The sequence below is a fragment of the Iodobacter fluviatilis genome (genome assembly GCF_900451195.1).
Taxonomy (GTDB): Bacteria; Pseudomonadota; Gammaproteobacteria; order Burkholderiales; family Chitinibacteraceae; genus Iodobacter; species Iodobacter fluviatilis.
The window spans coordinates 3,082,664-3,096,162 of the sequence record NZ_UGHR01000001.1 but is presented as its reverse complement, the minus strand read 5'-3'; the positions used below and the strand labels follow the sequence as shown (position 1 = coordinate 3,096,162).

The 13,499-nt window shown below is 49.3% G+C and carries 11 protein-coding genes; 9 read left to right on the top strand and 2 right to left on the bottom strand.

Annotated features, from left to right (window positions below; all coding sequences use genetic code 11):
• The first annotated feature begins 50 nt into the window (after positions 1–50).
• Positions 51–866, top strand: coding sequence for a CheR family methyltransferase (locus DYD62_RS14325; RefSeq protein WP_115227966.1), 816 nt, complete (start codon positions 51–53; stop codon positions 864–866).
• Positions 867–943: 77 nt separating this feature from the next.
• Here DYD62_RS14325 and DYD62_RS14320 read toward each other — a convergent pair whose 3' ends face one another.
• Entirely contained in the window at positions 944–1,495 is a 552-nt protein-coding gene (locus tag DYD62_RS14320; protein ID WP_115227965.1) for a DJ-1 family glyoxalase III, read from the bottom strand.
• 35 nt (positions 1,496–1,530) lie between these two features.
• On the opposite strand from DYD62_RS14320, the gene DYD62_RS14315 reads away from it, so the two are divergent.
• Complete coding sequence (locus DYD62_RS14315; RefSeq protein WP_115227964.1) at positions 1,531–2,481, top strand: D-2-hydroxyacid dehydrogenase; 951 nt, start codon at positions 1,531–1,533, stop codon at positions 2,479–2,481.
• Between the two features lie 135 nt (positions 2,482–2,616).
• Here DYD62_RS14315 and DYD62_RS14310 read toward each other — a convergent pair whose 3' ends face one another.
• Positions 2,617–3,312, bottom strand: a complete 696-nt coding sequence (locus tag DYD62_RS14310) for an HAD family hydrolase (RefSeq protein WP_115227963.1) — start codon at positions 3,310–3,312, stop codon at positions 2,617–2,619.
• Positions 3,313–3,566: 254 nt separating this feature from the next.
• Between DYD62_RS14310 and DYD62_RS14305 the strand changes: the two genes are divergently transcribed.
• The 7 genes from DYD62_RS14305 to DYD62_RS14275 all read left to right on the top strand — a co-directional run bounded on the left by DYD62_RS14305 (position 3,567) and on the right by DYD62_RS14275 (position 13,333).
• Positions 3,567–3,959 carry a YchJ family protein gene (locus DYD62_RS14305; protein ID WP_207916699.1) on the top strand — a complete coding sequence of 131 codons (393 nt, stop codon included), beginning with the start codon at positions 3,567–3,569 and terminating at the stop codon, positions 3,957–3,959.
• 150 nt (positions 3,960–4,109) lie between these two features.
• Positions 4,110–4,757 carry a TetR/AcrR family transcriptional regulator gene (locus DYD62_RS14300; RefSeq protein ID WP_115227961.1) on the top strand — a complete coding sequence of 216 codons (648 nt, stop codon included), beginning with the start codon at positions 4,110–4,112 and terminating at the stop codon, positions 4,755–4,757.
• Between the two features lie 12 nt (positions 4,758–4,769).
• Positions 4,770–7,319 (top strand): acyl-CoA dehydrogenase, encoded by a 2,550-nt coding sequence (locus DYD62_RS14295; RefSeq protein WP_115227960.1) that lies wholly within the window; start codon positions 4,770–4,772, stop codon positions 7,317–7,319.
• Between the two features lie 232 nt (positions 7,320–7,551).
• Positions 7,552–8,859 carry an OmpP1/FadL family transporter gene (locus DYD62_RS14290; RefSeq protein ID WP_115227959.1) on the top strand — a complete coding sequence of 436 codons (1,308 nt, stop codon included), beginning with the start codon at positions 7,552–7,554 and terminating at the stop codon, positions 8,857–8,859.
• A gap of 87 nt (positions 8,860–8,946) precedes the next feature.
• The gene (locus DYD62_RS14285) at positions 8,947–11,316 is read left to right on the top strand and encodes a 3-hydroxyacyl-CoA dehydrogenase/enoyl-CoA hydratase family protein (RefSeq protein WP_115227958.1); all 2,370 of its coding nucleotides are present in this window, start codon (positions 8,947–8,949) and stop codon (positions 11,314–11,316) included.
• Positions 11,317–11,491: 175 nt separating this feature from the next.
• Positions 11,492–12,697: an acetyl-CoA C-acyltransferase gene (locus DYD62_RS14280; RefSeq protein ID WP_115227957.1), complete on the top strand. Its 1,206-nt coding sequence runs from the start codon at positions 11,492–11,494 to the stop codon at positions 12,695–12,697.
• A gap of 72 nt (positions 12,698–12,769) precedes the next feature.
• Positions 12,770–13,333: a chalcone isomerase family protein gene (locus DYD62_RS14275; protein ID WP_115227956.1), complete on the top strand. Its 564-nt coding sequence runs from the start codon at positions 12,770–12,772 to the stop codon at positions 13,331–13,333.
• Positions 13,334–13,499 lie beyond the last annotated feature (166 nt).

Genomic DNA, 13,499 nt, shown 5'->3' with positions numbered 1-13,499 from the left:
GTTTTTTTATTTGTCACGTTTGTTGATAAGAATTTGATTAAAGGATCCCCATGTTGCCAACGCCTTCTCGTGAATTTCAGTTTACGGAGCAAGACTTCGAAAAGGTGCGTAAGTTAATTTATAACTACGCAGGCATTGCTCTTTCCCCTGCGAAACAAGATATGGTTTATGGGCGTTTAGCCAAACGTCTGCGCGCTTTAGGTTTGCAATCATTTAATGATTATTTGCAGCTGTTAGAGCGAGGCAATAGTAAAGAATTTGAATTGTTTACTAATTCTTTAACGACCAATCTCACGTCTTTTTTTCGGGAAGCGCATCATTTCCCCATTCTGGCAGAGCATCTGCTGGCACATCGCAGTGCGGGTGCTTTACAGGTATGGTCGTCTGCTTCCAGTACGGGTGAAGAGCCTTATAGTATTGCCATGGCGGCTTGTGAAGCATTCGACAGCATGCGGCCTCCAGTTAAAATTACTGCCACAGATTTAGATACCAATGTGCTGGAAACGGGCCGGATCGGCATTTATGCTGGTGAAGAAGTTGAGCGTATGGGCCCGCAAAGGGTAAAGCGCTTTTTTGATAAGCTGGCTGATGGCCGCTATCAGGCCAAGCAGGAACTGCGCGATTTAATTACATTTAAGCGGCTAAATCTGGTGGAAGCCACATGGACCATTCGTGGACCGTTTGATGTGGTTTTTTGCCGTAATGTGATGATTTATTTTGATAAACCCACGCAGCTTAAAATTCTGGAACGCTTTGCGCCGCAAATGAAACCGTCGGGCTTATTGGTAGTTGGCCATTCTGAAAATCTTTACCACGCAGCACAATTATTTAAATTGCGCGGTAAAACGGTTTATGAATTAGTTTAAACCACATCTTTAAATGAAAGGCCCGCATGCAGAGTGCGGGCTTTTTGCTTTTTGCTTTTTGCTTTTTGCTTTTTGCTTTAGGCAAACAGCATTTCTTTACTCAGCTGCTGTGAAATAAGCTCTCCTTTAAGCTGGCGTACTAGCTCGAAAGCAAATGCGGCTGCTGTGCCGGGGCCGCGGGAGGTGGTGATCAAGCCATCCTTCACTACATCCTTCATCACAATATTTGCACCTGCCTCTGTTAAGGCCGCTTCGCAGCCAGGGTAGCAAATGGCATTGATCCCCTTGAGTAAATCTGCTTTGGCTAGCACCATGGGGGCAGCGCAAATTGCGGCTAGGGGTTTGCCTTGTGCAAGGTGCTGTTGCAGGCGGGTATGCAGTTCAGGGCAAGCCAGCATCGCCTGCGTACCAGGCCCGCCACCGGGTAGGACCAGCATCCGGGCCTTGTAATCGGTGGCCGCCATGGTCTGATCGGCCTGAATTGTGATTTGATGCGCGCCCGTGACAGCCAGCTCGCTGTGAATCGAGATCAGGCGGGTGCTGATATCAGCGCGGCGTAAAATATCCACGACCGTTACTAATTCTATTTCTTCAAAACCGGGTGCCAGGAAGAGATCGACTTGATTCATTTTGTTGCCTTTTTAATTAATTGAGAGCGTGATATATGCTGCCACGGATTGTGTTTTTAGACAGAGACTCTTTGCCGCTTACTTTACTCCCCTTAAAAGCGCCGCATCAATGGCAGGAATATGCCAATACAAGCGCGGATGAAGTAGCAGAGCGCCTGATCAATGCCGATATTGCAATTAGCAATAAAGTACCGCTTTCAGCAGCAACCATTGCGGCCTGCCCAAATCTTAAACTGATTGCCGTCGCGGCCACCGGCTATAACCAGATTGATCTGGCCGCTTGCAAAGCGCGTGGAATCCGCGTGTGCAATATTCGTGATTATGCGCTTGCCGGTGTGCCGGAGCATGCCCTGATGCTGATGCTGGCATTACGCCGCCAGTTATTGGCATACCGGGCAGATGTTGAGGCAGGTCAATGGCAGCAGGCCAAAAGTTTCTGCCATTTTGCCGTGCCTATTCATGATTTGGCAGGCAGCACGCTGACGTTAATCGGCTCAGGCGCACTGGGGCAGGCGATGGCGGGTCTGGCCCGTGCATTAGGGATGAACGTGCTTTTTGCAGAAAGAAAACACGCTGAAACAGTGCGCCAGGGTTATGTCGATTTTAACGAGGCGCTTTCCCGTGCCGATGTGCTGAGCCTGCATTGTCCTTTGAATGAGCAAACCCGCAATTTAATTGGTGCAGCAGAATTGGCGCTGATGAAAAAAGATGCGGTGCTGATTAATACGGCAAGAGGCGGTTTGGTCGATGAGGTGGCTTTATTGCATGCACTGCAGACGGGGCAGTTAGGCGGGGCAGGGCTGGATGTTTTAATTACAGAGCCCCCAAAGGATGGGAATGCGCTATTGGATGTCAGCCTGCCTAATCTGATTATCACCCCGCATATTGCATGGGCAGGACAATTTACCATGCAGCAATTAGCAGATCAGCTAATCCATAATATTGATGCATTTCTGGTAGGGAGCCCCAGAAATGTATTGATTTAAACGGTGGATGCAATTGCTGCTCAAGGTGCATGCAGGCGTCGTTTTAGGATGTGATATATAAGATCAGCGCAGATAAGCTGAGGCCGCATTGTTATGCGCCTCAGCAGGAAAAACATCAGTACTGGCTGCTGCTTTTTAAACGGCTTGTGCAAGTAAGTCTCTGGCTTCGGTCAGCGAGCCCAAAATTGGAATATTGAGGGCCAGTGAATGGCGCGATGGCGGGCGCAGATCAGGAATCATAATGATTTTGCAGCCAGCCTGATGCGCGGCTTGCACGCCAAAATCAGAATCTTCCAGCACAATGCAGGATTCTGGCGGCAGATGAAATGCGGCTGCGGCTTTTTGATAGATTTCAGGGGCGGGTTTGGGGTGGGTGACTTCATCACCACAAATGGCAAATTCAAACCGCGGCCAGATTCCAGCGGCGCGTAAATGATGCTCGGCAATGCTGCGGCGGGTCGAGGTGCATACCGCCTTGGGAATATGATGTGCTTCCAGCCAGTCCAGAATGTCTGTTAGCCCTGGGCGATGTGCGATGGGCTCCTGAGTGCGCTCCATATAGAGTGTATGGCAGGCGGCGCGTAATTCTGCAATGGGGGCGTGGCGGCCTAAGTGCTCTTGCAGATAAATATCTGTTTTCCCGGAATGCATGCCAATCATGCCAATAATTAAGGCTCTGGGCATATCTGTTCCGAGCGACGCCGCTGCAGCTGTCCAGCATTCAATGCCAATACTTTCTGTGTCCAGCATCAGCCCGTCCATATCAAACAAGGCAGCTTGCGGTTTTGATGTCAGATACATGGGTGAGCCCTTTGCAGAAAAGGGCTTCATTTTACGCCTGAGCGCATCGGGCGGGGCTGTGTATTATTACGGAGACATTTGCATGAAATAGACGCCGAGTTGAACGTCTGCAGCTTGCAAGATAGCTGGTTGCCGCTTGTTTAACGGTTGTTTTGAGCAGTAGCGTGCTATTTTTGCTGCAAATCAGGCCAAAAATACCCTGAGGCGGGAGATTTTTTGTATCCGCTGTTTAAATCCGGCAGGCTGCTAGTATGATGCGCCTGATCTTTATGTCAGTGTTTTAAGTGGGAGTTGTAAAGGTGAAAGAAGAGAATTGCCCCTGTGAGAGCGGACAACTTTACGCGAAATGTTGCGGCACTTTTCATCAGGGGCTTGCAGCAAAGACGGCAGAGCAATTAATGCGCTCACGCTACAGCGCGTTTGTTTTAAATTTGCACGATTACCTTTTGAAAACTTGGCATGTATCTACCCGCCCTGAAACGCTGGCCGATGAAGAGCCGGTGCGCTGGCTGGGCTTGAAAATCAAAGATGCGCAGTCTGACGAGCTGCATGCTGAAGTAGAGTTTATTGCGCGGTATAAAATTGCGGGCAAAGCTTGGAAATTACATGAAAGAAGCCGTTTTGTTTTTGAAGACGGATGTTGGTATTACATCGATGGCGATATTTTAGACAGCTAAACGCAAGCAATGTGTTGCATTGACAGGCGGAAAGTCTAGGGGTTTTCCGCTATTTTTACGTCTTGGCTTGACATGGACGTCAACTTCTTATAATTTCAAACGGTCGTTTGAAATTGTTTTAAATCAACTACACCCAGCAGGAGTCGTAACGTGGTCGAATCGGTCAAGGCGCAAGATACAGCAAACCGCATTTTAGATGCAGCAGAGCCACTTTTTGTAGAACACGGCTTTGATGCCACGTCCATGCGCATGATTACGCAATCGGCCCGGGTCAATATTGCAGCGGTTAATTACTATTACCATTCTAAAGATGGCCTGTTCCGGGCGGTATTTGAGCGCCGTGCAGAACCATTTGCCCGATTGCTTTTAGGTAAGCTTGAGGAATTAGAAAAAAGCGTTGCAAATCCAACTGCAGATCAGGTTGCAGAAGCGTTTGTAATGGCTTCTTTAGAAATGGGAAGAAATCCGGAATACGGCGGTTTGTTGTTTGTTCGTTTGGTTGCCCGAACTTTTGTTGAGCCGCATCCAGAATTAAAAGCAACCATGCCACAACGATATGGTGAATTAACCCGGCGATATTTAGCGGCATTGGGGCGGGCTTTGCCACATTTGTCTGAATTAGAAGTGCAATGGCGTTTTCATTTTTTATCCAGTGCTATGTTTAATGCATTCGCTGGTAATAATGTTTTACGTCTATTTACCGAAAGCTCACTCGTCAATGCTCGGGACCCTGCATTGGTGGTTCGAATGTTAATGCCTTTTATCCGTGCTGGCCTGAATGCGCCAGCTGCCCAATAACTGGAGACGGTCATGACTAACGTATTGCTGCATATATTGCCAATTTTTGGCGCGTTTTTGCTCCTCGCATACTGGCGCGCCCCGCTTTGGCTCAGCTCTGTATTGTTTTTAGCGGCGACTGCTATTGGGGTTAAAACCTCGGCGATGCCTGTCAGTATTTTGGTTGTGGTTGCTGTGCTGCTGGCGCTGATTAATATCAAGCCCATTCGCCGCGCCATTTTAACCGGCCCTATTTTTAGTGTGTTCCGTAAAATCACTCCAGCCATGTCGCAAACCGAGCAAGAAGCGGTTGATGCGGGCACGGTATGGTGGGATCGCGATTTGTTCTCGGGTAAGCCTGATTTCGATCGTCTGCATGCCATTCCGCAAGCTACTTTAACGGCTGAAGAGCAAGCCTTCCTTGAAGGCCCGACTGAGCAGCTGTGCGCGATGCTAGATGATTGGAAAATCTCTACCCAGCATAAAGATCTGCCGCCTGAAGCTTGGCAATTCATTAAAGACCAGGGCTTCTTGGGCATGATCATCAAGAAGAAGTATGGCGGTAAAGAATTCAGCAATACTGCTCACGCCCGTGTAGTTACCAAGATCGCTACGCGTTCGGGCTCTGCGGCTGTTTCTGTCATGGTGCCAAACTCACTCGGACCAGGTGAATTACTGCAACATTACGGTACCGATGAGCAAAAGAACTACTACCTTCCACGCCTTGCAAAAGGGATTGATATTCCTTGCTTTGCACTGACCAGCCCTGACGCCGGTTCAGATGCGGGTGGTATTCCTGACTTTGGTAAGGTTTGCCGTGGCAGCTATACCGATCCGCGTACCGGTGTGCATCACGACAATGTATTAGGTATTCGTCTGACCTGGGAAAAACGCTATATCACGCTGGGCCCGATCGCTACCGTGCTGGGTATGGCATTCAAGCTGTACGATCCTGAGCACCTCTTAAGCGATAAGGAAGACATTGGTATCACTTGTGCATTGATCCCGACTGAGCATGAAGGTGTGCATATCGGCCGCCGTCATTATCCTGGAACGGCTGTGTTTCAGAACGGCCCTAACTGGGGTAAGGATGTATTTATTCCGCTGGATTGGGTCATTGGCGGTAAAGATTATGTGGGTCAGGGCTGGCGCATGCTGGTTGAATGTTTGTCGGTAGGCCGTTGTATTTCTCTGCCTGCGATGTCGGTAGCGTCAGGCATGGTGTCGTCTTACACCACCGGTGCTTACTCACGGATTCGTAATCAGTTTGGTTTGTCGATCGGGCGCTTTGAAGGCGTGGATGAAGCTCTGGGCCGTATCGGTGGGATGACTTACCAGATGGATGCCGCACAGCGCTTGGCTTTATCAGGGCTGGATATGGGTGAAAAGCCATCGGTCTTGTCGGGTATCCTGAAGTATCACAACACCGAGCGTATGCGTAAGGTGATTAACGATGCAATGGATGTACACGGTGGTAAAGCAGTATGTACTGGCCCGCGTAACTATCTGGCTGGTGCATATGGCGCGATTCCGGTCGCCATTACGGTTGAAGGTGCAAACATCTTAACCCGCAGCATGATTATCTTCGGTCAGGGCGCAATTCGTTGCCATCCTTTTGTGCTGACTGAATTACGCGCTGCAATGAATAAAGATTTACCTGCTTTTGATACTGCAGTGATCGGCCATATTGGCTTTGCTGTATCTAATGCGGTGCGTGCTTTTGTGATGGGTTTGACCGGCGCAAAATTGGTTGGCTCGCCAAAATCTGGCGCAATGGCACAGCGTTATCGCAATGTGGTTCGTTTCTCTTCAGCCTTTGCTTTCCTCGCAGATATGGGGATGGCTTCATTGGGCGGCAGCCTGAAGTTCCGCGAAAAACTTTCGGCGCGTTTGGGCGATATGTTGTCAGGTCTTTATATTGCGACAGCTGCACTGAAAAAGTTTAACGATGACGGCGCACCTAAAGAAGACTTGCCACTCGTGGCTTGGGCAGTTGATTCGGCACTTTACGATTGTCAGGTCGCCATGGATGGCTTTATGGCCAATCACCCAAGCCGTGCACTGGCGTTCCTGATGCGTGCTCTGGTGTTCCCGCTTGGCTTAAGCTTAAAAGCAGCCACAGACAGCGATGGCACTAAGATTGCCCGTCTTCTGATGGAGCCATCGGTCGCACGCGATCGTCTGACTCAATATATGTATCGCTCTAAAGATGAGAACGATCCTGTGGGCGTGCTGGAGCATGCATTAAAAGCAGTGATTGATACTGAAGCATTGGAAGGCAAGTTGCGCAATGCGCAGCGTAAAGGCAGCTTAAAGAGCATTACCGCTTCTGAGCGCCTTGCTGAAGCACAAAGCACTGGGTTGATCTCCGCCGCTGAATTTGCTGCAGTAGAGCGGGCCCGCCGCTTACGCCGTGAAGTGATTATGGTGGATGATTTTGATTCAACCTTAAGCACTTCTGATGATAACGCCATTCATCGCGATATTTTGAATCAGCCTAAAGTCAGCGATGCCGCGGTATTGACTAAGGCCGCAGGTCAAGAAAGTGTAAAAATAGCAACAGAAACACGTCCAGTGTCATAAAAAGCAGGGGGATTTCATCCTTTGATGAAATCCCTAATGCGCCTAAACAGACGTTTGAATAAAAATAAGCTTGCGTTATATTTAAGACCTAAATTAAAACGGCCCAAGAAGTAAAGGTATGAGTAAGGCTATCTTACCTTCTTTGAAAGTACCAACAGAGTACTTGGGGTTTGTTGCAGATTGACTGCATAGGACTAAACCACAGGCCACTGGCCACAGTAGGAGATAGACGATGTCTGGAACTATTCGTATGGCAATTCGTACTTTAGGTGTGGCAAGCTTATTTTTTGCGGGTAATGCGCTTGCATCCGGTTATCACTTTGGTGTGCAAAGTGTCAGCTCGCAGGGGGTTGCCAATTCAAATGCTGCCGAGGCAGAGGACGCTTCTGTTTTGTTTTACAATCCGGCAGGGATGACCAATTTGCGGGGCACTAATATTTCGGGTGCTTTGGTGGTGGTCGATCCACACATCAGCTTCTCTAATCTGAATGCCACTAATAGCCGTGGTAAACCTGTATCAGGTAGTGATGGCGGTTCGCCAACGGATCCAGTGTTTGTACCGCAAACGTATATTACCCATCAGGTGAATGATCAGCTGTTTGTAGGGCTGGCGATGTTTGTGCCATTTGGTGATAAAACCAATTTTGATGATAAATGGATTGGTCGTTACAACGGTACTGATCTTGAACTCATGACTTTGGCTTTAAATCCTTCGGTGGCCTACAAAATCAATGAGCAGTTTTCTGTTGGCGCAGGTGTCACTGCGCAATATATGAAAGCACGCTTTAAGAAAATGATTGATTTGGGTGGTAAAGCCACCGTGGGTGGAAATCCTACTCCGGCTCTTGATGGATCGATGGACTATGAAGGTGACGATTGGGCATATGGCTTTAATCTGGGTGTCACCTGGAAGGTGGACGATAGCTTGCGCTTTGGTGCGGCATATCGCTCCAGTTTAAGCCACAGCTTGCAGGGTGATACCAAGTTTACCGTACCAAGCGTGTTCCCTCCGGGTGTGGCTATTGGGGCGAAGCTGCTTAATTCAAATGGTACAGTTGATTTAGATACGCCAGATTCATTGGCCATTAATTTCTATAAAAAATTAAATAGCCAATTTGCATTAACGGGTGACTGGACGCATACCTGGCATTCCAAGTTTCAAGATTTAATTCTGAAAACGGATGCAGGGTTTAATGCCGATATCGCACAAAAATGGCGTGATACTGATCGCTTCTCATTGGGTCTGAGCTATCAATACAATGATCCTTTGAAGTTGCGTGTGGGTCTGGCTTACGATCAATCTCCGGCTGATGCGGCAGAATATCGTATTGCTAATTTGCCAGACAGCGATCGCTATTGGTTCTCAACAGGGTTTAACTACGCAATTGATAAAAACATGTCGGTTGATGTGGCTTATACCTACGTTAAATTCAGAGATTCAAGCATGGCCAATGTGGACAGCAGCAATAGCGTAAAAACAAATGCTGATGTTTCAGCCCATGCCAATGTCTTTGGTGCGCAATTGAATTACCGTTTCTAATTCGTTTTATCCCTCCCTTGGGGGAGGGCTTTCGTGACTCTCGGGCGGCTTTCGCCGCCCCTCCTTTTCCTTTTAGCGAGGCTAAACATGGCCAATACCGTGCATATCCGTCAGGTTGCCGTTCTCGGCGCGGGCGTTATGGGAGCGCAAATTGCTGCCCATCTTGCCAATGCGGGAATTAAAACCGTTTTATTTGATTTGCCAGCAAAAGAAGGCGATGCAAATGGCATTGCAACAAAGGCGATTGCAAATCTTAAAAAAATGAAACCATCGCCATTAGCCTCGGCAATGCGCGCGGATCATATTGAGCCAGCTAATTACGGCTCTGATTTAGAAAAACTAAAAGATTGCGATTTAATTATTGAGGCCATTGCTGAACGCCTTGATTGGAAACTCGATCTTTACGCAAAAATTGCTCCTTTTGTAGCACCTCACGCTATTCTGGCTTCTAATACTTCCGGTCTGTCGATTAATTCGCTGGCAGGTGGTGTACCAGAGCAATTACGCAGCCGTTTCTGCGGTATTCATTTCTTTAATCCGCCACGCTATATGTATCTGGTTGAGTTGATTGCTGATTCCCAGACTAACCCTGCAATGATGGACGCGCTGGAAAGCTTCCTTGCTACCCGTATGGGCAAGGGCGTAGTACGCGCTAAAGATACCCCTAACTTTGTTGCCAACCGCATTGGTGTGTTCTCCATGCTGGCAACGATTTATCACGCCGAACGCCTCGGCATCCGTTTTGATGTGGTTGATGATCTGACTGGCCCGCGCTTAGGTCGTCCTAAATCAGCGACTTTCCGCACTGCTGACGTGGTTGGCTTAGATACTTTTGCTCATGTGGTTAAAACCATGACCGAGCAACTGGCAGCAGACCCTTGGCACAAATACTTTACCGTGCCGGCTTGGATGCAAAAGCTGATTGAAAACGGCGCTTTGGGCCAAAAAACCAAGGCGGGCGTATTCAAGAAAGTAGGCCGTGATGTGTTGATGCTTGACCCGACCACGGGCGAATATATTGCCGGCGGCCAGAAGGGTAGCGATGAAGTTAAAGCGCAGTTGAAAATCACTGATCCGGCTGCACGCTTTAAAGCATTACGCGAATCCGCTCATCCAGAAGCGCAATTCCTCTGGGCCTGCATGCGCGATGTATGGCATTACATTAGCTATCACCTCGATACCATTGCGGATAATGCCCGCGATGTAGATTTTGCGATTCGCTGGGGTTTCGGCTGGAATCAAGGCCCGTTTGAGCAGTGGCAAGCCGCTGGCTGGAAAGAGATCGCAGCGGCGATTGCTGCAGATTCAGCAGCTGGCCAGGCCATGAGCGATGTGGCGCTGCCCGCTTGGGTGGCTTCGCGTGATGCAGTGCACACGCCAGAAGGTTCGTTCAGCGCGGCAGACAATGCGCTGAAACAACGCTCTAACTTGCCAGTTTATAAGCGTCAGCTTTATCCGCCAACCGTGGTCGGCGATGCGGCACCCGTGTATGGCGAAACTATTTTTGAAAACGACGGCGTGCGCATGTGGGCTCAGCCAGGTGAAGACGTTGCCGTACTGAGCTTTAAAACTAAAGCGCATTGCATTGGCCCGGATGTATTGGCTGGTGTAAACCAAGCCGTAACGATCGCTGAAGAGCGCTACGCAGGTTTGGTGGTTTGGCATCCAGAAGCCCCATTCTCGGTGGGCGCAGATTTGATGAGCATGGGCCCGGCCTTTATGACTGGCGACTTTGCTTCGATCGAAAACATGGTGGCCGAGTTCCAAAAAGCCAGCATGCGTATTAAATATGCAGCGGTGCCGGTGGTTGGCGCAGCTCAGGGCTATGCCTTTGGCGGTGGTTGCGAATTCTTAATGCACTGCTCACGCGTTGTGGCTTGCCTTGAAACCTATATCGGCTTGGTTGAAGTCGGTGTGGGCCTCTTGCCTGCTGGCGGTGGTTGTAAAGAATTTGCACTGCGCGCCTCGATCGAGGCGAAGGGCGATATCGTTGCCGCTCTGAAAGATTACTACCTGTCAGTTGCCATGGCGAAAGTGGGCACCAGTGCAGAAGAAGGCCAGCAAATCGGCTATCTGCGCAGCTCCGATATTATTGTGTTTAACCCGAATGAATTGCTCTACGTGGCTAAAGCGCAAGTACGCGCCATGAGCGAATCAGGCTACAAAGCACCGGTTAAGCCTAAATCCTTTGCTGTAGCAGGCCGCGCAGGTGCTGCCACCATCAAGGGCCAGCTGATCAATATGCTGGAAGGCGGCTTTATCTCGAAGCACGACTACTTGATTGCCGGCCATATTGCCGAAATTATGACCGGTGGTGATGTTGATGCAGGCACGCTGGTGGATGAAGAGTGGATCCTGAAGCTGGAGCGTGAGCGCTTTATGAAGCTGCTAAAAACCGGCAAAACGCAAGAGCGCATCATGTATATGCTGGAAAACAACAAGCCGCTGCGTAACTAATTGACATCTAAAGCTGCAACACCCAAATCTTGAACCACGGAGAAAAGCAGGATGGCTTCCCTTTTATATTTTGAGTTGTTTCAGATATTTGGGTTTTCTCCTTTTCCTCTGTGTTGAAAGTTTATGGTTTTCAGGTTTGAGATGTTGTGGCGATCTAATACTTTAGGAGCTCAAAATGAGCAGACAGATTCAAGAAGCTTATATCGTTGCTGCTACGCGCAGCCCGGTTGGTAAAGCACCGCGCGGTATGTTGCGTAACGTTCGTCCGGATGATTTGCTGGCCCATGTATTAAAAAGTGCGTTGGCTCAAGTGCCTCAGCTTGATCCTAAGCTGATCGAAGACGTGATTGTTGGCTGCGCTATGCCAGAAGCCGAGCAGGGGATGAATATTGCCCGTATGGCTGTGCTGCTGGCGGGTTTGCCGGATACGGTAGGTGGTGTCACTATCAATCGTTTCTGCTCCTCAGGCGTGAACGCTATTGCGATGGCGGCGGATAAAATCCGTTTGGGCGAAGCCGATGTGATGATTGCGGCGGGTACAGAAAGCATGTCGCAAGTGCCAATGATGGGAAATAAAATCTCCCTCAATCCTGAGATTTTCACTAAAAACGAAAACCTCGGCATTGCGTTCGGTATGGGACTGACGGCAGAAAAAGTGGCCGATCAGTGGAATGTATCCCGTGAAGATCAAGATGCTTTCGCCGTTGAGTCTAATCGCCGTGCCCTGCATGCGATTGCCACAGGCGAATTCAAAGACGAAATCAGCCCGCTAGAAGTATTTGCCCGTACGCCAAATTTGGCGACTGGCGAAGTTGAAGTCACTAGCAAAATTTGTGATACCGACGAAGGCCCGCGTGCTGGCACCACCATGGAAGGTTTGGCTAAGCTCAAAACCGTATTCGCGGCTAAAGGCTCGGTGACTGCGGGTAATAGCTCGCAAATGTCCGATGGTGCAGGCGCGGTGATTCTGGTTTCTGAGCGCATTCTGAAGCAATTTAACCTCGTGCCTTTGGCGCGTTACGTGACCTTTGCCGTAAAAGGCGTTCCGGCACATATCATGGGTATTGGCCCGAAAGAAGCGATTCCGGCTGCGCTGAAGTTAGCTGGCCTTACGCTGGATGATCTGGGCTGGATTGAGCTGAACGAAGCCTTTGCTGCGCAAGCACTGGCCGTGGCGCGTGATCTTAACCTAGATATGAGCAAGGTTAATCCACTGGGCGGCGCAATTGCTTTAGGCCACCCGCTGGGTGCAACCGGCGCGATTCGTGCGGCAACCATCGTGCACGGTATGCGCCGTCACGGTATGGCTGGCAAATATGGCATGATTTCGATGTGTATCGGTACCGGCATGGGCGCGGCAGGGATTATTCAATCCTTGTAATTTTTATTCTCAGATCAAGGCTTTTGCCCACGGATTCAAATCCGTGGGTTTTTTTTCAAGGAAAAGAAAAAAATGAAAAAACTACTGATTGGTGCTTCCTTTGTGTTGGCAGCACAAAGCAGTATGGCGCTGGAAGTGGCTGGGGTGAATTTAGCTGATCGCGCTGAACTCTCTAGCCAGTCTTTGGCTCTCAACGGTGCAGGTGTGCGTAAAAAAGTATTCTTTGATGTGTATCTGGCTGCACTTTATCTGCCGGTAAAAAGCCAAGACGCCAGTGCTGTGGTGAATTCGCCCGTGCCACGCCGTATGGAGCTGCGCATGCTGCGTGAAGTTTCCGCCGCCGCCATGCATGAAGGTTTTGTGGATGGTTTGAAGTCCAATCAGAGTGAGGCCACGCTGGCAGCACTTGCGCCGAAAATTGCCGAGCTGGAGCAAATCTTTAAGCTGGTTAAAACCGCAGCTAAAGGGGATGTGATTGTGCTGGACTTTATGCCGGGCCAGGGTACGCGCGTTACAGTGCGTGGTAAGGTCTATGCGACCATAGCCGGTGATGATTTTGCTGCAGCCATGCTTTCAATCTGGCTGGGAAAAGCACCTATAAACGATTCATTAAAGTCGGCTTTATTGGGTAAGTGATCTGGATCACAACTAGGGTCTGGCGCTCGCCGATTGCTAAGGGGGTAGTGCAGGGGTGCAATCTTGCGCCTTTGCATGCTGCTTTTTTTGGTGTGGGTTTTAGCTGATTTTTTTGTATCTGTCTTTTCCTTTGCTTTTGTTTATCAAGCGGCCTTGTGCCGCTTTT

Coding starts and splice junctions, on each gene's coding strand:
- DYD62_RS14325 (WP_115227966.1), top strand. CDS start 51: ATGTTGCCAACGCCTTCTCGTGAATTTCAGTTTACGGAGCAAGACTTC.
- DYD62_RS14320 (WP_115227965.1), bottom strand. CDS start 1,495: ATGAATCAAGTCGATCTCTTCCTGGCACCCGGTTTTGAAGAAATAGAA.
- DYD62_RS14315 (WP_115227964.1), top strand. CDS start 1,531: ATGCTGCCACGGATTGTGTTTTTAGACAGAGACTCTTTGCCGCTTACT.
- DYD62_RS14310 (WP_115227963.1), bottom strand. CDS start 3,312: ATGAAGCCCTTTTCTGCAAAGGGCTCACCCATGTATCTGACATCAAAA.
- DYD62_RS14295 (WP_115227960.1), top strand. CDS start 4,770: ATGACTAACGTATTGCTGCATATATTGCCAATTTTTGGCGCGTTTTTG.
- DYD62_RS14290 (WP_115227959.1), top strand. CDS start 7,552: ATGTCTGGAACTATTCGTATGGCAATTCGTACTTTAGGTGTGGCAAGC.
- DYD62_RS14285 (WP_115227958.1), top strand. CDS start 8,947: ATGGCCAATACCGTGCATATCCGTCAGGTTGCCGTTCTCGGCGCGGGC.
- DYD62_RS14280 (WP_115227957.1), top strand. CDS start 11,492: ATGAGCAGACAGATTCAAGAAGCTTATATCGTTGCTGCTACGCGCAGC.
- DYD62_RS14275 (WP_115227956.1), top strand. CDS start 12,770: ATGAAAAAACTACTGATTGGTGCTTCCTTTGTGTTGGCAGCACAAAGC.